Annotated in this window: 13 protein-coding genes; 9 read left to right on the top strand and 4 right to left on the bottom strand. The window is 34.0% G+C overall.

Annotated features, from left to right (window positions below; translation table 11 throughout):
- Nucleotides 1-108: 108 nt before the first annotated feature.
- The gene (locus tag P2W75_RS02620; RefSeq protein ID WP_207297985.1) at nucleotides 109-1077 is read right to left on the bottom strand and encodes an electron transfer flavoprotein subunit alpha/FixB family protein; all 969 of its coding nucleotides are present in this window, start codon (nucleotides 1075-1077) and stop codon (nucleotides 109-111) included.
- Nucleotides 1078-1204: 127 nt separating this feature from the next.
- Nucleotides 1205-1951 carry an electron transfer flavoprotein subunit beta/FixA family protein gene (locus P2W75_RS02615; protein WP_276378799.1) on the bottom strand — a complete coding sequence of 249 codons (747 nt, stop codon included), beginning with the start codon at nucleotides 1949-1951 and terminating at the stop codon, nucleotides 1205-1207.
- Nucleotides 1952-2454: 503 nt separating this feature from the next.
- Here P2W75_RS02615 and P2W75_RS02610 point away from each other — a divergent pair.
- The 6 genes from P2W75_RS02610 (at nucleotide 2455) to P2W75_RS02585 (ending at nucleotide 11730) form a co-directional block, all read left to right on the top strand.
- A complete protein-coding gene (locus P2W75_RS02610; RefSeq protein WP_207297983.1) occupies nucleotides 2455-3432 on the top strand; it encodes a pyruvate dehydrogenase complex E1 component subunit beta in 978 nt (325 codons plus the stop codon).
- Between the two features lie 69 nt (nucleotides 3433-3501).
- Nucleotides 3502-6003 (top strand): DUF5686 and carboxypeptidase-like regulatory domain-containing protein, encoded by a 2502-nt coding sequence (locus P2W75_RS02605; RefSeq protein WP_276378798.1) that lies wholly within the window; start codon nucleotides 3502-3504, stop codon nucleotides 6001-6003.
- 199 nt (nucleotides 6004-6202) lie between these two features.
- A complete protein-coding gene (locus tag P2W75_RS02600; protein WP_276378797.1) occupies nucleotides 6203-6802 on the top strand; it encodes a DNA-3-methyladenine glycosylase in 600 nt (199 codons plus the stop codon).
- 132 nt (nucleotides 6803-6934) lie between these two features.
- Entirely contained in the window at nucleotides 6935-7465 is a 531-nt protein-coding gene (locus tag P2W75_RS02595; RefSeq protein WP_012023556.1) for an inorganic diphosphatase, read from the top strand.
- 112 nt (nucleotides 7466-7577) lie between these two features.
- Nucleotides 7578-10097, top strand: coding sequence for a sodium-translocating pyrophosphatase (locus P2W75_RS02590; RefSeq protein WP_276378796.1), 2520 nt, complete (start codon nucleotides 7578-7580; stop codon nucleotides 10095-10097).
- Nucleotides 10098-10380: 283 nt separating this feature from the next.
- A complete protein-coding gene (locus P2W75_RS02585) occupies nucleotides 10381-11730 on the top strand; it encodes a hypothetical protein (protein WP_276378795.1) in 1350 nt (449 codons plus the stop codon).
- Between the two features lie 70 nt (nucleotides 11731-11800).
- Here the strand turns inward: P2W75_RS02585 and P2W75_RS02580 are convergent, their stop codons facing one another.
- A complete protein-coding gene (locus P2W75_RS02580) occupies nucleotides 11801-12415 on the bottom strand; it encodes a deoxynucleoside kinase (RefSeq protein WP_207297978.1) in 615 nt (204 codons plus the stop codon).
- Nucleotides 12415-13230 carry a hypothetical protein gene (locus P2W75_RS02575; RefSeq protein WP_276378794.1) on the bottom strand — a complete coding sequence of 272 codons (816 nt, stop codon included), beginning with the start codon at nucleotides 13228-13230 and terminating at the stop codon, nucleotides 12415-12417. The genes P2W75_RS02580 and P2W75_RS02575 overlap by 1 nt, the downstream gene beginning before the upstream one ends.
- A 233-nt stretch (nucleotides 13231-13463) precedes the next feature.
- Here P2W75_RS02575 and P2W75_RS02570 point away from each other — a divergent pair, with 233 nt between their 5' ends.
- The 3 genes from P2W75_RS02570 to P2W75_RS02560 all read left to right on the top strand — a co-directional run bounded on the left by P2W75_RS02570 (nucleotide 13464) and on the right by P2W75_RS02560 (nucleotide 19424).
- Entirely contained in the window at nucleotides 13464-14354 is an 891-nt protein-coding gene (locus P2W75_RS02570; RefSeq protein ID WP_276378793.1) for a GLPGLI family protein, read from the top strand.
- Nucleotides 14355-14393: 39 nt separating this feature from the next.
- On the top strand, nucleotides 14394-17081 hold the full coding sequence (locus P2W75_RS02565; RefSeq protein WP_276378792.1) for a carboxypeptidase-like regulatory domain-containing protein: 2688 nt from the start codon (nucleotides 14394-14396) through the stop codon (nucleotides 17079-17081).
- Nucleotides 17082-17171: 90 nt separating this feature from the next.
- The gene (locus P2W75_RS02560; protein ID WP_276378791.1) at nucleotides 17172-19424 is read left to right on the top strand and encodes a hypothetical protein; all 2253 of its coding nucleotides are present in this window, start codon (nucleotides 17172-17174) and stop codon (nucleotides 19422-19424) included.
- Nucleotides 19425-19512 lie beyond the last annotated feature (88 nt).

Genomic DNA, 19512 nt, shown 5'->3' with positions numbered 1-19512 from the left:
AAAATAAAGCTGCAATTTTAGTCAAAAAATATGGAACAAAAAAGCCGCCTATTAACAAAGATACAACATCTTGTTTTTAGGCAGCTATATTTTTAAAGAGAATTTTAATTAAGAATGTTGTGCTTTAAAAGCTTTTAATTTCTCTGTTAGTTTAGGTACGATTTCAAAAGCATCTCCTACTATTCCGTAATCAGCCACTTTAAAGAAAGGAGCTTCTGGATCGTTATTGATTACTACTTTTACTTTAGATGAGTTGATACCTGCAATATGCTGGATGGCTCCTGAGATACCAATCGCAATATATAAGTTTGTTGCAACTGGTTTACCTGTTTGTCCAACGTGTTCGCTGTGAGGTCTCCATCCTAAATCTGAAACTGGTTTAGAACAAGCAGTTGCAGCACCTAAAACTTCAGCTAGATTTTCAACTAATCCCCAGTTTTCTGGACCTTTTAATCCACGTCCGCCAGAAACTACGATATCAGCATCAGCGATAGAAACTTTTCCAGTTACTTTTTCTACAGATTCTACTTTTACACCAAAATCATCATCTCCAATTGATGGACTGAAATCTTCTGCTGTAGCAGCTCCTGCGCTTTCAAAAAGTCCGTAAGAGTTTTTAGCTAAACCAAGCACTTTTACATCTGTGCTGATTTCTGTAATGTTGAAAGCTTTGTTTGAGAAAGCATTTCTTTTTACTTGGAAAGGAGAAGTGCTAATTGGTAACCCAACTACATTTGAAGCGAAACCAGCTTCTAAAGCTACTGCAACTAGTGGTGAAAGGTAAATGCTGTCTGTAGTTGAAGATAGTAAAACTAATTTTGTTCCTTCTTTCTGAGCTGCTTGTTTAATAACATCAGCATAAGCTTTTGCGTTAAAACCAGCTAATTTATCGTTGCTTACTTTAAGAACTTTATCAACCCCGTATTTGCCTAATTCGCTTACATCGCTAACGTTTACAGTTAGAGCTGTAACAGTAGTTCCTAATGATTCTGCTACTTTTTTAGCGTAAGAAGCTAATTCGAAAGCAACTTTTTTAAATTTTCCTTCTGCAGATTCTGCATATATTAATATTGACATAATAATTTTAGATTTTAGATTTGTGATTAACGATTTTAGATTTGTGATTAATGATTTGCGATTAACTCATTTTTGATTTTAAATCTGAAATCAAAAATCGTTAATCTTAAATTCATCAATAAATATCTTAAATCACTTTAGCTTCGCTGTGTAATAAATTGATTAACTCATCTAAATTATCTGCAGAAACTAATTTAACTGCTGATTTTGGAGCTGGTTTCTCAAATTTCACCGCTTTTGTATTTACAGCTGCATCAACCGGCTCAAGAATAGTAAGCGCTTTAGTTCTTGCAGTCATAATTCCTCTCATGTTTGGAATGCGTAAATCTTTTTCTTCAACAAGACCTTTTTGAGCGCCAATAATTAATGGAAGGGCAGTGCCTACAGTTTCTTTACCACCATCAATTTCGCGAATTGCTTTTACGTTGTTTCCGTCAACTGTTAAACCAGTACAAGAATTTAAGAAGTTATAACCTAAAATTCCTGCAATCATTCCAGGAACCATTCCTCCGTTATAATCTAAAGATTCTTTTCCGGCAATTACTAAATCGTAACCACCATTTTTGATTACTTCAGCTAATTGTTTTGCCACAAAAAAACCGTCAGTAGGATTTGCATTAACACGAATTGCTTCATTTGCACCAATTGCTAAAGCTTTACGCAATGTTGGTTCTGTATCTGGACCTCCAACGTTTACAACTGTTACATTTGCTCCTTGCTGTTCTTGAAACCAGATAGCACGTGTAAGACCGAATTCGTCGTTAGGATTAATTACATATTGTACACCGTTAGTGTCAAATTCTGAGTCACCATTGGTAAAGTTAATTTTTGAAGTAGTATCAGGCACATGGCTGATGCAAACTAGTATTTTCATAAGTATATGTTTTGAATTTGTAATATGCTTTTACAAATTTAGAATTTAATTTGGAATAATTATACTATGCATGCATAATATTTTTGAAAACTATTACGATTTCGGAAATTGCAAAGGTTTAGGCACTTTTTCTTAAAATAAAAAATGAAAATAAGAGCATTTTGCTTGATTACTAGCATTTTTTGCAACAAAAGCAAAGTTGTGATATGTTAATTTTTCGAATGATTTATACTAGTTTTGGATTTGTTCCGTTATGAAGACAGAATTTGAAGAAGCAAGAATTAAACAAATCTGTTGAAGTTTGTATAAAAAGCAGACGAAAACAGCATTAAGTGTGAATTATACGTCTATTATATCGATTTCGTAAATGGCGTCATAAACTTTTAAAAGTCAAAACCAAAATCGAGAAAGAACTTAGTGCGATTTTAAATTCAATTTATGCTTTTAAGTTATTTAAAATATTTATTTTTGCTCTTCAGAAAATTCAACATACAATAAAAAATATGAGAACAATACAATTTAGAGAGGCCATTTGCGAAGCGATGAGCGAAGAAATGCGTCGCGATGAATCCATATATTTAATGGGAGAAGAGGTTGCAGAATACAACGGAGCTTACAAAGCTTCAAAAGGAATGCTTGCTGAGTTTGGTGAAAAAAGAGTAATCGATACTCCAATTGCTGAGCTTGGTTTTTCAGGAATTGCAGTAGGTTCTGCAATGAATGGAAACCGCCCTATTGTAGAATATATGACATTCAACTTCTGTTTAGTTGGTATTGATCAAATTATAAATAATGCTGCTAAAATGCGTCAAATGACAGGAGGACAGTTTAATGTGCCTATCGTTTTCCGCGGACCAACAGCTTCTGCTGGTCAATTGGGAGCTACTCACTCACAAGCTTTAGAAAACTGGTTTGCTAACACTCCAGGTCTTAAAGTTATTGTTCCTTCAACTCCTTACGATGCAAAAGGACTTTTAAAATCTGCCATTCGCGACAATGACCCTGTAATTTTCATGGAATCTGAGCAAATGTACGGTGATAAAGGTGAAGTGCCAGACGGAGAATACACAATTCCAATTGGTGTTGCCGATGTTAAACGTGAAGGTAAAGACGTAACTATCGTTTCTTTCGGAAAAATCATTAAAGAAGCTTTCATTGCTGCTGATGAATTAGAAAAAGAAGGAATCTCTTGTGAGATCATCGACTTAAGAACTGTTCGTCCAATGGATAAAGATGCAATTCTTAAATCAGTTAAAAAAACAAATCGTTTAGTAATTCTTGAAGAAGCTTGGCCAGTTGCTAGTATTTCTTCTGAAATCACATACATCGTGCAAGAGCAAGCGTTTGATTTCCTTGATGCACCAATTCAGCGTATTACAACTGCAGATACTCCTGCGCCATATTCTCCTGTATTGCTTAAAGAATGGTTACCAAATGCAGGTGATGTAGTAAAAGCAGTTAAGAAAGTATTATACAAGTAATACAAATACGAAATACTCATAAAACTTCATCAGACAACATGGATTGGTGAAGTTTTTTTTTACATGATAATGAACAAATTAACTCTACTTCTCTTATATATTGTATTTGCTTTTGCGAATGTTGCTACTGCACAAACTAAGGTGAGTGGAGTTGTTTTGGACAAATCGAATCAGCCTGTACCTTTTGCAAATATTGTTTTTAAAGGCTCAAATACTGGAATCGTTTCAAATGAAGACGGACGTTTCTATCTTGAATCTCCAAACACCTATACTGCTTTACTAGTTTCATCTGCAGGATTTTCAGATAAAGAAGTTCCTCTTGATAAAGCCGTAAATTATAACTTTACGATCGTTTTAAGTGATCCTGAAGCGCTTAGCGAAGTCGTGATTTATACTGGAAAAACATCCAAAAAGAACAATCCGGCAATTGATATTTTAAGGAAAATCTGGGAAAGAAAACGTAAAAATGGACTTTACCAATTCAATCAATATCAAATGCAGAAGTATGAAAAAGTGGAATTTGATATGAACACTATCGATAGTGCTTTCATGAAAAACAAGCTTTTTAAAGGAATGGAATTCGTTTTTGATCATGTTGATACTTCTGATGTTACCGGAAAAACCTATCTGCCGATTTTCATTAATGAATCAGTTTATGATGTTTACGGCGATAACAGAATCAAGAAAGTAAAAGAAAACCTTACCGGAAATAAAATGTCTGGTTTCAACGGAAATCAGCAGATTTTAGCCTTTGTAAAAGATCTTTATTCGGATTACAATATTTACGACAATCACCTTAAGTTTTTTGATAAAAGCTTTACGAGTCCGTTGTCAAGAACCGGAATTGATGTTTACAATTACGTTTTAAAAGACAGTGCTTACATTGATAAAAAGTGGTGTTTTAATATTGTTTTCTATCCAAGACGTAAAAACGAATTGACTTTTAAAGGTGATTTCTGGGTAAATGATACCACTTTTGCCATCAAAAAAATTAATATGGGTGTTACCAAAAGTGCCAATATTAACTGGGTAAAAGATATTTATATTGAACAGGAATTTGAAGTTGAAAACGATTCAGTTTTCCTTTTGACACGTGATTATATGATGTCTGATTTTGCTTTGAATAAAAAAGAAAAATCAAAAGGAGTGTATGGAAAACGAACAACATTATACCGTAATCATAAATTCAACATTCAGAAACCTGAAAAATTCTATAAAGAAGAAGTCAATTTCATAGATAATGCGGTCTATGAACGACCGCCGGAATTTTGGGAAGAAAATCGTTTTGAGAAATTAAACAAAGACGAAGCTGGTATATATAAAATGCTCGACACACTGCAAACGGTCAAGCGATTTAAGCAGTTGTATAATCTCGTCTCCATTTTAGGAAGCGGTTACGTCGAATTTAAGAACTTCGATTATGGACCTATTTATTCCACATTTGGCTATAATGAAGTTGAAGGTTTACGTTTAAGAGTAGGAGGAAGAACCTATTTTGGACCAAACGATCCTTGGCGTTTACAAGCTTACACGGCTTACGGATTTGATGATAATAAATTCAAATACGGACTTTCGGGAAAATGGATGGTTGACAAGAAAAATCGTGTCATTATTTCTGGAGGGAACAGACGTGATATTGAACAGATTGGAGCAAGTTTAACCACTACAAATGATATTTTAGGTCGAAGTTTTGCTTCTTCGGCATTGTTTACAACTGGAAGTAACGGAAAGCTGACGAATATTAATTTAAGTAACGTTTCGATCGAAATGGAACCTAAAAAGAATTTTATTGTTCAAGCAGGTTTTTCATATCGAACTTTAGAATCAGCTTCGAAGACTTTTAGTCTGGACTATTATACAACATTGCCAAGCGTCGCAAATCCAATGGGAGTTGTAAAGAGCGATGTAAAACAATCAGAAGCCAATATTCAGTTTGAATATATGCCAAACCGTAAAACAATTGGTTACGGAGTAGAGAGAGATTTAGTAGATAGTCCGTTCAGTCATTTCTTTGTAAACTTTAGTTATGGACTTAAAGGGGTTTTTGATAGTGATTTTGCGTACGAAAAAATACAAGTTTTTTATAAACAGCCTATTATCATTGGACCTTTAGGAAGATCCAATATTATTTTGGAAACAGGAAAAACATTCGGTACCATTCCGTTAGGATTGATGAGCGTAATTCCGGGTAACCAGACTTATTTTACAATCGAAAATACATTCAGTAACTTGAATTTCTACGAATTCGTTACAGATCAATATACAACCCTGCAGTGGAATCATGATTTTGGAGGAAGATTATTTGCCAGAATTCCATTTATGAGAAAATTGAATTGGCGAGAATTTGTTGGTGTGAGAGCCGTTCACGGAACAATTTCTGATGCCAACCGCGCAATCAATGCTTCTGGATTGCCTTATAACGCTCCGGAAAAAGTATATTATGAATACCATGCTGGAATTGGAAATATTTTCAAAGTATTCCGTATTGATTTTTCTTGGAGAGGAAATTATCTAGATATGCCAGACGCTCATAAATTTGCCGTAAAAGGATCTTTTGGATTCTACTTTTAAAAAGGTGCAAAGGCTCAAAGCTACAAAGTCGCAAAGGTTTTAAATCTTTGCGATTTTTTGCTTTTGATAATCATTGAGATTCCAGATCAGATTTTTATCTGCAAAATCTGCGAGAGATAAAAAAACTTAGCGATTTGGCGACTTTGCGGGAACTAACTCCATTTTTCTTAAATTTGATTTACTTTCGAAAACTATAATCATGCAAGAAGCCATAGATTTTCTTTCATCCAAAAGTCCAGTATTTCTAGAGATAATCGAAAAATACGGATTACCACCAATTCCAAGACGTCCGCAAGGTTTTGAAACCTTGGTTTTGTTGATATTGGAGCAGCAGGTTTCTATTGATTCGGCGAAAGCCACATTTTTAAAAATCAAAGCTTATAAAACCTGTAATCCCGAAAATATGGCGGTTTTATCTGATGAAGAATTTAGAAGCTTAGGAGTAAGCCGTCAGAAAACAAAATATATTAAAATTTTAGCCGAAGCAGTTCTCAATAAAGAATTGGATATTGAAGGACTCGCTTTAAAAACAGCAAAAGAAGTCAGGGAAGAACTCATCAAGCTAAAAGGCATTGGAAACTGGACAATCGATATCTATTTAATGTTCTGTCTTGAAGAACCCGATATGATTCCGCTTGGTGATATTGCGGTCGTAAATACAATTAAAGAACTATTCAATATTCACGATAAACAGGAGATGGAAATCCATGCAGAACAGTGGAGTCCATACAGATCTTATGCGACCTATTTGCTCTGGCATCATTACTTAACAAAGCGAAACAGGAAAATTACCTATTAACTGTCTGTTATATAAAAAGAAAAGTATATTAATTAATGTATAAATACACAGATTAATATACTTTTTTCATTGTGAAAAGGGATTCTTTAATTACTTTTGCAATCGAAATTTTAGAAATAATAAAAAACGAAAATGACCGCAGACAAACTAACGACTTTCGATGTATTAATCGAAATCCCAAGAGGTAGCAGAAATAAATATGAGTACGATTTTGAAATCAAAAGAATGCGTTTCGACAGAATGCTATTCTCTTCAATGATGTACCCAGCAGATTACGGATTTATTCCAGAAACGCTAGCTTTAGATGGCGACCCTCTTGATGTATTGGTTTTAGTAAACGAACCAACTTTCCCTGGATGTGTTATGGAGGTAAAACCAATTGGGGTTTTCCACATGGCAGATGATAAAGGACCAGACGAAAAAATTATTTGTGTACCAGTATCAGATCCAATCTGGAATTCATTAAACGATCTTTCTGATATTAACCCGCACTTAGTAAAAGAAATTGAGCACTTTTTCCAAGTTTACAAAGACCTTGAAAACAAAAAAGTAGATGTAGAAGGATGGGGAGATGTTAAAGAAGCTTACGAAATTATCGCTGAATGCACTAAACGTTTTGATGATATTGAAAATAAACCGGCAGGATTATTCAGTATTAAATAATTAAAGCATACATATTTTATAAAAAAAGCAATACCCCGTCAGGAGTATTGCTTTTTTGTTTAAATTCGTTATAGTCAGTTTATTTACTATTAACCATAACCATTAAAATATTATGAATGCATTTATGATTTACCTGCCAATTGTTATGGCAGTTTTAGGATTACTTTTCATGGGAATTAAAAGGAGTTGGGTTTTAAAACAAGATGCCGGTGATGGTAAAATGAAAGAGATTTCAGATTACATCTATGAAGGAGCCTTAGCCTTTCTAAAAGCCGAATATAAACTATTAACCATCTTCGTAATTATTGCGAGTTTGGCACTTGCAGGAATTACTTTTATTCCAGGTGTAAAAACTCATTTATTAATCGTAATAGCATTCATTTTTGGAGCTTTATTTTCGGCTTATGCTGGAAATATCGGAATGAAAATAGCCACTAAAACAAACGTTAGAACTACTCAGGCAGCACGTACAAGTTTGCCGCAGGCCTTAAAAGTTTCTTTTGGCGGAGGAACTGTAATGGGACTTGGAGTAGCAGGATTAGCCGTTTTAGGATTAACTGCTTTTTTTATTATTTTCTTTAATTTATTTTCAGACGGAGTTTGGAAAGATACAGATACCATGACTGTTGTGTTGGAAACTCTTGCAGGGTTTTCACTTGGTGCAGAGTCTATTGCTTTGTTTGCACGTGTTGGAGGCGGAATTTACACTAAAGCAGCCGATGTTGGTGCCGATTTAGTTGGTAAAGTTGAAGCAGGAATTCCAGAAGATGATCCTCGTAATCCAGCAACAATTGCAGATAACGTAGGAGATAACGTAGGAGACGTTGCTGGTATGGGAGCCGATTTATTTGGTTCTTATGTGGCAACTGTTCTAGCAGCTATGGTTCTTGGAAATTATGTGATAAAAGATATGGGCGGAAGTATTAATGATGCTTTTGGCGGAATTGGACCCATTTTACTTCCAATGGCAATTGCCGGTTTCGGAATCCTATTCTCCATTATTGGAACAACATTAGTAAAAATATCAGATGATAATGCCAAAGAAGCACAAGTTCAGAAAGCATTAAATATAGGAAACTGGGTTTCTATTGTTTTAACAGCTGTGGCTTGTTTTTTCTTGGTTCAGCACATGTTACCAGAAACAATGCAGATGACTTTCTTCGGAGAAGGTTCTAAAGCCATTTCGTCAATGCGTGTTTTTTATGCGACATTGGTTGGATTAGTTGTGGGCGGTGCCATTTCATCTGTAACAGAATATTATACCGGATTAGGAACAAAACCAGTTTTAGCAATCGTTCAAAAATCATCAACAGGTGCCGGAACAAACGTAATTGCAGGTTTAGCGACAGGAATGATTTCTACGTTTCCAACTGTTTTGTTATTCGCAATCGCAATCTGGATTTCGTATGTTTTAGCAGGATTTTATGGAGTAGCTTTAGCGGCTTCTGCTATGATGGCCACAACAGCTATGCAATTAGCTATCGATGCTTTCGGGCCAATTTCTGATAATGCTGGAGGAATCGCAGAAATGAGCGAATTACCAAAAGAAGTTCGTACTAGAACCGATATTTTAGACTCAGTAGGAAATACAACAGCAGCTACCGGAAAAGGATTTGCTATTGCTTCTGCGGCATTAACTTCATTGGCTTTATTTGCCGCCTATGTAACTTTTACCGGAATTGACGGAATCAATATTTTTAAAGCGCCCGTTTTAGCGATGCTATTTGTCGGCGGAATGATTCCAGTTGTTTTCTCAGCTTTGGCTATGAATTCAGTTGGAAAAGCCGCAATGGATATGGTGTACGAAGTCCGACGTCAGTTTAAAGAAATTGCCGGAATTATGGAAGGAACAGGAAAACCAGAATATGGAAAATGTGTTGAAATTTCTACAAAAGCCGCTTTACGCGAAATGATGCTTCCGGGAGTTTTAACCATTGGTTTTCCAATTGCAATTGTGCTTTTAGGCAAATTAGTGTATTCAGACAACAATCAATTAATTGCTGAAATGTTAGGAGGATATATGGCTGGAGTTACTGTGTCTGGGGTACTTTGGGCAGTTTTTCAAAACAATGCCGGAGGTGCTTGGGATAATGCTAAAAAATCTTTTGAAGCAGGAGTGATGATCAACGGTGAAATGACGTACAAAGGTTCAGATGCACACAAAGCTGCTGTAACTGGAGATACAGTTGGAGATCCGTTTAAAGATACTTCTGGGCCTTCCATGAATATTTTAATCAAATTAACTTGTTTAATAGGATTAGTAATTGCTCCAATTTTAGGAGAAGGACACACACCAACAGATATTGCAGGAAAAGCTTCTTGCTGTGCTAAAACAGAAATGCATGCGGGAATCTCGAAATGTGGCGATATGTCGGGAATGACAAAAGAAGAATGTATTAAAATATGTAAAGAAAAAGGATGTTCAGCAGAAGAAACTGCTAAATGTCTGGCTCATTTTGATGCAAACGGAAAATATGCTCATTCAGAAAGTGAATCGGTTCGTGTTGAGGTTAAAAACATCAACGGCAAAACAACTGGAACCGTGACTAAAACAGTTGATGGCAAAACCACAACAGAAGTTTTTGAAGGAACTGAAGAAGAAGTTTTAGCAAAAGTTGAAACCGCAAAATAATAACTTTGTCAGAGTTTAAACTTTGACAAAGTTTCTTAAAACAAAAAGCCTCTAAATTGTTTTAGAGGCTTTTTTTATGATTTTTTTAGTTCATATGCTCAAAATAGGAAGTATTTAAAGTAGTAAAAGATAGCTTAATTATTTTTTTTGCATTTACGTTAAATGTCCTAAAGTGTTATTTTAAAAACTTCTTGTGGCTATTGGAGCCTTATTATTTAAAATATTTTTACAGTATAAAGAAATAGTAAAAGCCAAAATAGTATAGAAATTTTAAAATTAAGAAATGAAAAAAATAATGTGTATGCTGTTATTAATGCAGGGTGGATTTATGATCGCGCAGACAAAAACGGTAGTAAGTCCTTATGGAGAAAAAATACAGATTAACCCGTATGTTAATAACGGATTGGAAGCTAATAATGGCTATGTGCAGTTAGGTGGTGCTTTAACAAAACCTTCTGTTTTAAATACTACTAGTGATTTTACTTTAGCAATAGAGGGATTAATCACTGGTTCTGCTACAGATAATATTTTAGTAGTAGATTCAAATAATATTTTAAGAAAAGTTAGTGCTTCTTCATTAACGGCAACAGATTGGAATTTGTTAGGAAATGCAGGCACAAATTCCTCGGTTAACTTTTTAGGGACTACAGATAATCAGCCTCTTCAATTTAAAATTAACAATACAAATGCAGGTAAGGTATCTACTGCAACAACTTCTTTTGGTTACAATGCTCTCAATCCTGTTTCGACAGGTACAGCAAATACAGCTTTCGGAACTTCGACGTTGGCTGCTAATACCGACGGATCGTTTAATACAGCTATGGGGTATTTAGCTTTATCAGGTAACACTTCAGGCAGTGGAAATGTAGCTTTTGGATATAACTCTGGCAGTAACATTACAACAGGTGGAAACAATATTATAATAGGTTCTGGAACTACAGCTAATGTAAGTTCGCCAACAGCAAGTAATGAAATGAACATTGGCAATACCTTATTTGGTACTGCTGTTAACAATACTATTGGTACAGGAAAAATAGGAATAAATACCAATGCGCCAACGGCAACTATGGATGTAAATGGTTATGCAAGAGTTCGTACAATGGATACAGGAACTCTAACGGATAATGTTGTAACAGTAGACAGTAATGGTAATTTGCGTAAAATATCGCAAATTGATGCTTCAGCGGTTACATTAGGTTTTGCAAAATTAGGTGCCGGTGCTGATCTTGTTCCTTATGGAGCATATATTTATACAGGTACAACGATTACTTTGCCACCAGGCAAATGGCTGGTAAGTATAAATATGTTAGCTACTAAGTCGTCTGGAACATTAGCTGCAACAGGCTCAAATGAAAGTTGGTGGATACGTTCTGGCTTTAGTGATACCTCTACTTCGTATGTTAGTAGTACAGATATTATTTCTACAAATTCACTTATAAGTGGTTTATTGCCACCAAGTAGTTATTATGCAATGAATATGGGAACTGTAATTATTAATAATACTAGTGGCGCTAATAAGATCTATTATTACTGGGCAGGAAATGCATGGTGTGTTAATGGAGCAGGTACAGTGTTAAAGTATGGAGGTAGTAACTGGGGTGAAGACTATATTACATTTCAAAAAATCAATTAAATATCATAAAAAAGAGAGGCTGTCTAATTTTTTAGGCAGCCTCTCTTTTTATAAATTAAACTATTTCAGATTAAAACAACCCGTTTAATTCAGCATCAATTCGATTAATGATATTTCCTAAATCTTCGGGGTTATCGACAAAATTAATATTGTCAACATCAATAATCAATAACCTTCCTTTAGTATACGTTTGAATCCATGCTTCATATCTTTCGTTCAAACGGCTTAAATAATCGATAGAAATAGAGTTTTCATATTCGCGTCCGCGTTTGTGAATCTGTCCCACTAAATTTGGAATAGAACTTCTTAAATAAATCAATAAATCTGGAGCTTTTACCAGCGATTCCATCAATTCAAACAAAGAAGTATAGTTTTCAAAATCACGGCTTGTCATTAATCCCATTGCATATAAATTGGGAGCGAAAATGTGTGCATCTTCATAAATTGTTCTGTCCTGAATGATTTTCTTTCCGCTTTCGCGAATTTGCTGCACTTGGCGAAAACGACTGTTCAAGAAGTAAATTTGTAAATTAAAAGACCAGCGTTCCATCTGGTGGTAAAAATCGTCTAAATACGGATTATCAACTACATCTTCATAGTGCGGTTCCCACTTAAAATGTTTGGCTAATAATTTGGTTAAAGTTGTTTTTCCTGCGCCTATATTTCCTGCTATTGCTATGTGCATTACGGTATTACGATTTTATAATTTACAATTTGTTTGGCTGTAAAAATAGATAAAATTTGGTCTTTGTAATAGAATTTGTCGAACGATTTTTCTAAAATTTCAATTTCAAAAACACGGTTAGAATCTCCGTTACTCATATCCTTGAAAAACAAGGAATTGTCCTTGTTGAAAACGTATTTTTGAGTATCAATTATTTCCATTTTTTCGAAATCAGAAACAGTTCCCAAACTCGAAATTTTGCCAAAGATATTACATGAAAACCAATTGTTTTTTTTATCAATCAAATAGAACGTATTAAAGTCGGTTTGGTAATATTTAATTACTTCTGTAAGCGGAATTGAAACGGTTTTGTATTCATTTTTTAAATAATCAAAAAGTCCGATCTGCTGGTTTAAAGTATTGTAAACCCAAAGCTGGTTTTGAGTAGACATTCCCACTGCACTTGCGACAATTGGAACAGGATTTTGAGAGAAATTAATTTCCGTCATTTTATTCAGCTGGTTGTCTAATAAAACACAACTGTTGAAATCTTCATAAAAAAGCACAATTTTAAGCGGATTCTGAATGTCAACTTTTGTAATATTTCCCAAAGAAACATTCTTATATTCAAAAACTTCATTACCTTTTATTTTACTAAAAACATTGTTTTTGATTTGATAGGAATAACCAAATGAATCATAACCAATGAATTTATCAACATCAGCCGTAAATTTTGAAACAAGAATAGGAGTAATTTTTTGGTTCTGGCCCAAAATCGAAGAGAACGAACACGCACTAAACAACAATAAAATAACTAGACGCATTGTTTTACTCATAATGATGCAATTTCAAAGAGCCAAAGTACAAAAACTAGACATAAGTAGGTTTTAAAATGACGGATTTACTCAATTTTAGCATTTAACCTTTATAAATTACAATAGTCTTACAAAAATGTGATTTTGTCGATGCCATTTTGGAATTGATATATTTAACTTTCAGTATTTTAAAATTAGTAATAAATTTGATTGTAAGTTTTAATGAACTTTACAACTTTTTAAACCCACAAAAGATGAAAAAACTATCATATTTACTTTTAGTATTGGCTTTCAGTCAAGTACAAGCACAAAAAGATTTTCAAGGAATGGCCGTTTACGAGACCAAAACTCAGCCGCCTAAATTTGAAGGCATGAGAGCCGGAAACCGCGATATTACACCTGAAATGCAGAAAAATATCGAAGAACGAATGAAGCAGATGCTTGAGAAAACGTTCATTTTGAATTTTGACAAATCAGCTTCAATATACAAAGAAGAAGAAAAACTTGAAACTCCGGGACAAGGAAACGGCGGTATGCGTATGATGATGAGCTCTATGATGGGTGGTGGAGGTACATTTTATAAAGATGTAAAAAACAAAACCTATACCGTTGATAAAGAATTTATGGGGAAAGAATTTTTGGTAGTTGATTCCCTGCCAAAACTAGATTGGAAACTGGAACAGGAAACCAAACAGATTGGAGGCTATAATTGTTACAAAGCAACAGCTGTAAAACAAGCCAGTAAAACTGATTTTAGAAATTTCAGACCTAAAAACAACGAGGCTAAAAAGACGGATGAAGCCAAGAAAACTTCAGGAGAAACCAAAACGAATTTTGAGGATAATTTCGAAATACCAAAAGAAATCGTAATTACAGCTTGGTATACGCCAGAAGTTCCCGTAAACCAAGGACCTGAAAATTATTGGGGACTTCCTGGATTAATTTTAGAAGTGAATGACGGAAGAACTACTATTTTATGTTCTAAAATTGTTTTGAATGCCAAAGATAAAGTAGAAATAAAACCGTCTAAAAAAGGAAAAGTAATTTCTCAGAAAGATTATGATGAAACCGTAATTAAAAAAATGGAAGAATTTAGAGAAATGAACCGCGGACGTGCGGGTGGACCGCCGCCAATGGGAAGATAAATAGTCTTCTAATTATTATCTATTTCTAAGCTTTTTTTAATGAACAAAATATATTTTTTCTTCGCCTTTTTAATTACCTCTTTTTCATTTTCTCAAAGTGTTCGTTTTGATGGTTTCATTCAGGACGAACAAAAGAATCCGTTGGAAATGGCCAATATCATGGCTGTAAACAACACTACAAAAGCAATGGATTCGTATGGGATTACGAATGATAAAGGAAAATTTCAGCTTACTTTAAAACCCAACACCTCGTATACGGTTAAGGTAAGTTATTTGGGAATGAAATCTAAAGAAATTGCGGTGGTCACCAAAGCCGAAAACATGACGCAGAATATTGTAATGGATGGTGCCGGAATCGAACTTGCAGGTGTGGAAATTGTCCGCGAAATGCCTGTTTCCATAAAAGGAGACACAATCGTTTATAATGCTGATTCTTTCAAATCAGGAACTGAAAAAAAGCTGGAAGACGTTTTGAAAAAATTGCCGGGAGTTGAGGTGAATGCCGATGGTGAGATTGAAGTAGAAGGAAAAAAAGTCAGCAAATTGATGGTGGAAGGAAAAGATTTTTTTGACGGAGATACCAAATTAGGCGTTAAAAATATTCCCGCAGATGCTATTGATAAAGTTCAGGTTTTACGAAATTTTAATGAAGTAAGCGCTTTAAAAGGACTCGAGAACGATCAGGAAAATGTGGCGATGAATATTAAACTAAAAGAAGGTAAAAAGAACTTTTGGTTTGGAGATGTAACCGCTGGAATAGGCGTTGCCGAATTGGACAGTCGGTATATCATCAATCCAAAGTTGTTTTATTACAGTCCCAAATACAGTATTAATTTAATTACGAATTTTAATAATATTGGCGAACTGCCTCTTACGGCTCAGGACTATTTCAAATTTACCGGAGGATTTAAAAATCTCATGAAAAAAGGAGGAAGCAGTTTTAATGTTTCTTCAAATGATCTCGGAATTTCCATCTTACGAAACAATCGTGCAAAAGAAATCGAAACAAAATTTGGCGCGACCAACTTTTCGTATTCCCCAACCAAAGAATGGACTCTAAGCGGTTTCGGGATTCTTTCTTCCTCAAAAACCGATTTAGAAACCAAATCACAGACTACAATTTTAGAGTCAGGAGATCAGCAGAAAAGAGACGAACTTACCCATCAAAAAAACAATCTAGGATTGTTTAAGCTGAGTTCAACCTACAAACCGAACACAAAACTTCAGTTTGATTATGATATTTTGACCAAATTATCAAAACAGGATGAAGATACAGATTTGTTGCGTGAATCGGTTGTGAATAATATTTCGGCTCTTGAAACTATTTTGACAGAAAAGAAACAAAATCCAACCTCAATAAACCAAAATCTGAGTTTGTATTATACACAAAGCGATAAAAACATTTTTGCTTTTGAAATGCAGCATTTATATCAAGATGAAAATCCATTTTACAATGCTAATTTAAAATCGCAGCCTTTTGATTTATCAGGATATATTTCGGGACAAAACCGAAATGATCTTAATCAAGATCGATTTGTAAAAACGAATAAAGTAGATGCTAAACTGGATTATTATTACATGGTGACACCAAAAAGCAATTTCAATATTACATTAGGAAATACGTATTCATATCAGAACTTTAATTCGCATATTTTTCAGATGCTGGATAATGGTAATCGAAACGATTTAAACACAGCAGAAAACAATAATGATGTTGATTATAGTTTTAATGATGTTTTTCTTGGGTTTCATTACAAAATCCTGACTGGAAAATTCACTTTTACGCCAGGTGTAAGCGTGCATTCGTATCAAATGACCAATTCGCAGCTGGGATCGGATTATTCACAGAATTTCGTAAAAGTACTGCCTGATTTCTTTGCGTTATACCAAATTAAAAAATCAGAAACATTGACTTATAATTTTTCATTGTCAAACGATTTTACCGATATCAATCAGTTAGCGGCAGGTTATGTTTTATCGGATTACAGCAGTTTGTTTCGTGGAAATCGCTTCCTAGAAAATGCAACATCGCAAGTACATTCGCTGCGTTATTTTAAATACAATATGTTCAATTTTGAGAACATTTTTGCCAATGCAACGTATACTAAAAAAGTAGATGCTATTAAAACACAAGCTGATTTTACAGGAATTAATCAATCATCATCTCCATACAATTCCAATTTAGCCGATGAAACTTTTTCAGGAATGGGAAGCTACGGACGTTCTTTCTTAAAAAATTACAAAGCATCGGCAAGTGCGAGTTTAAACTGGTCAAAATTCAACAACATTCAAAATGATAAATTAGCAACAACCGAAAGTTTTGTACAGAGTTATACGGTAAGAGCTTCGACTAATTATAAAAACCTGCCCAATATTGAATTTGGTTACAATCTTTTGGTGAATAAATACAGCGGTTCGACATTTTATACCGACAAACCTTTTGCCAGATTAGATTACTATTTTCTGGATAGTTTCTCTTTTGTTTCAGAGTACGAATTCTACCATTATTACAACGGAAATAAATCGGTTAATAATGAATACGATTTCTTAAGTGCGAGTTTAATCTATCAGAAGAAAAACAGCAAATGGGAATATAAAGTTTCGGCAACCAATCTGTTAAATACAAGATATCTCAATGATGACAGCTTTTCGCAGTTTTCAACTCGAGTTTCTCAATATACGGTACAGCCTCGTTACATCATCTTTTCAATGAAATATAATTTATAGTAATTTAACTACATATTAATAATGTAGAGTGATTTGTTTTATAGAAGAATAGAATATCTTTGTGAAGTTATTAACTACAAAATTTAAATCATGCGCAATTTTATATGGAGTTTAGTATTGTTTTCTTCGTTGACAACGGTTTCCTATTCTCAAATTAAAAACCTTGAAAAAGGAACTTATCTTTCTGTAAACAAAGGTCAAAAAATAAAGCTGAATTTATTAGATGACAGTAAATATGAACTGGTTTTTTACACTGGCAGTTACGAAATAAAAGGAGATTCTTTGGTTTTTATAAACAATCCATCGTCAGAGAACAATTTTAATCTTTCGTATAAGAATGATAAAAAAGCAAAAAACATAAAAATCAAGTTTTTAGATCCTTCTTATTATTCCTTTTACATTGGAACTCAAAATGGTACTGAAGACGTAAAATATCAAAAACTTTCTGACATCAGAACCAAACAAGATCCTGACTGGGAAAAAACAGATTTAGAATTTGAAATTGATAAAGCAGATTTTATCTATCTGGTTTACGAAGATTACTATAATCCTGCGACTGTTGCAAAATATGCAGTGCCAAAAGAGGTTTCTGAGATCACAATCAGCTATGAATTGGGTGCTGTGACTGATTTAAAATTGGCAGGTTTTTTCGATAAATCAAAAAATGAATTGCAAATTTCTGAACCTTCAGGAAAAAATCCACTTGTTTTTGTTAATGAAAAAAATCCACAGCCAGTTAAAAAAGTAGGCGTTACGCCTATTGAAACCAAATCTGTTCCAAACTGGACTTATGTAGGCAAAGAAGATTATTCGTTAGGAAATTATAACTACGATACAGACATTGTTCCTGCAGACAGCACGGCAATTGCAGACTATGCTGTAGCTCCGCCGGCAGCTTCAAATTATGATTTTAAATTAAAAATAGAGAATAGCTTAAGTAATGCACTTAAAGCGACCAAAGAATCAAGCACCAATAAATATCTGGTAGTTTATAAAGACAGTAATAAAACAGCCAAAGAAAGCTTTGATAAGTTTGTAAAAGATCAGGAAACACAAACAGGATATAATATGTATGATCAATACAATCCGCAGTATGATGTTTATAATTTTTATTTCGCTGGAGACGATGACAAAAAATGGCTGAAAAACAATAAAATTACCAATGATCCAAGTGTATTTGTGGTAAATGCAAACGGTGATGTATTGGGAAGCGCCAAATCTGATTTGTCAACACAGCAATATCAGTTTAGTTATTATGGAGATCTTTACAGAAGATTACAGCGTGCAGATGCTTTTGTTTCTATTGATAAAACCTTTAAAAACAAAAAAGCAAACGACGAAGATTTAATTAGAGCTTTTAACAAAGCCGCTTTACTGGAAAGTTCGTATGACTATGATTCTGAATATACTCCAGACGCTAATTCGACTGAATTTATTGTTACAAAAGCAAGTGTAGATAAAAAAGACGTTGCTCAAGCTTGGAAAAAACTAATTGAAGCGCACCAAAAAGATACAAAACCCAATATGTATCTGGCTGAAACCATTTTAAGAGAAATCAAAAATCAAGGTTTTACAAAACAGCTTTTTAACCAAGATAAAACGCTTAATGATACTGATTTTCTTGCCATAGATTATCTTTTAAAACATTCGGATAAAATTGAAGAAGGCCGTGCAGCGTTTAATCAAGCAAAAGGTGATAATTCATATGTTATTATGGGTAATCCTATTTCAGAAATTTCTACAGCTCTACAACAAAGTGTTTATAACAGCCAAAATGGAATTTCGGGTGATGTAAATAAAGAGAAAATCAATTCGATTTATAAAAACATAATTGCATCAGGGAAAGGGAATTTTGAAGCATACCGAAATTATTTCGAATATTTAAGCCAGGTTCAAGATAAAGACGGCTCAAACACCACTTATTTAAGAGAATTTAAAACCTATTTCGAATCTAAATTAGTTTCGCCAAGTCCAATTGAAAAATTAGACGCTATGTATACAGACTTGGATCCAACTTCGGAGTACGCCTATAACGGATGGAGTCCATTTAAAGAATACCATTCAAATATCTGTAATTCTGCTGCGTGGACAGTGGTTGAAAAACCTCTAAATTCGAGCTTTATTAAAGATGCCATTAAATGGTCAGAATATAGTTTGGTAGTTACTAAAAACAATCCGTATTATTTAGATACTTTAGCACAGCTGTATTATAAAGACGGGCAAAAAGACAAAGCAATTGCAACACAGACTCTTGCTGTAAAATATTTAGACTCAAATGTTGAAGAAACAACTGCAAATGAAATAAAAGAAGTTTTGAATAAAATGCAGAACGGTACTTATTAGCATTTTATAATCTTAAAAATAAAAATCCAACGACTAATAAGTTGTTGGATTTTTTTTGTAATATTTTATTTACAAATTATGATTTTTT

Source organism: Flavobacterium sp. H4147 (assembly GCF_029360735.1).
Lineage (GTDB): Bacteria > Bacteroidota > Bacteroidia > Flavobacteriales > Flavobacteriaceae > Flavobacterium > Flavobacterium endoglycinae.
The sequence above is the reverse complement of the archived record's forward strand: the minus strand, read 5'-3'. Positions and strand labels throughout refer to the sequence as shown.

Excerpts from the sequence above, each read along its gene's own strand:
- P2W75_RS02580 (WP_207297978.1), bottom strand. The coding sequence starts at position 12,415 with ATGCACATAGCAATAGCAGGAAATATAGGCGCAGGAAAAACAACTTTA.
- P2W75_RS02590 (WP_276378796.1), top strand. The coding sequence starts at position 7,578 with ATGAATGCATTTATGATTTACCTGCCAATTGTTATGGCAGTTTTAGGA.
- P2W75_RS02585 (WP_276378795.1), top strand. The coding sequence starts at position 10,381 with ATGAAAAAAATAATGTGTATGCTGTTATTAATGCAGGGTGGATTTATG.
- P2W75_RS02600 (WP_276378797.1), top strand. The coding sequence starts at position 6,203 with ATGCAAGAAGCCATAGATTTTCTTTCATCCAAAAGTCCAGTATTTCTA.
- P2W75_RS02610 (WP_207297983.1), top strand. The coding sequence starts at position 2,455 with ATGAGAACAATACAATTTAGAGAGGCCATTTGCGAAGCGATGAGCGAA.
- P2W75_RS02615 (WP_276378799.1), bottom strand. The coding sequence starts at position 1,951 with ATGAAAATACTAGTTTGCATCAGCCATGTGCCTGATACTACTTCAAAA.
- P2W75_RS02595 (WP_012023556.1), top strand. The coding sequence starts at position 6,935 with ATGACCGCAGACAAACTAACGACTTTCGATGTATTAATCGAAATCCCA.
- P2W75_RS02570 (WP_276378793.1), top strand. The coding sequence starts at position 13,464 with ATGAAAAAACTATCATATTTACTTTTAGTATTGGCTTTCAGTCAAGTA.
- P2W75_RS02565 (WP_276378792.1), top strand. The coding sequence starts at position 14,394 with ATGAACAAAATATATTTTTTCTTCGCCTTTTTAATTACCTCTTTTTCA.
- P2W75_RS02560 (WP_276378791.1), top strand. The coding sequence starts at position 17,172 with ATGCGCAATTTTATATGGAGTTTAGTATTGTTTTCTTCGTTGACAACG.
- P2W75_RS02620 (WP_207297985.1), bottom strand. The coding sequence starts at position 1,077 with ATGTCAATATTAATATATGCAGAATCTGCAGAAGGAAAATTTAAAAAA.
- P2W75_RS02575 (WP_276378794.1), bottom strand. The coding sequence starts at position 13,230 with ATGAGTAAAACAATGCGTCTAGTTATTTTATTGTTGTTTAGTGCGTGT.
- P2W75_RS02605 (WP_276378798.1), top strand. The coding sequence starts at position 3,502 with ATGAACAAATTAACTCTACTTCTCTTATATATTGTATTTGCTTTTGCG.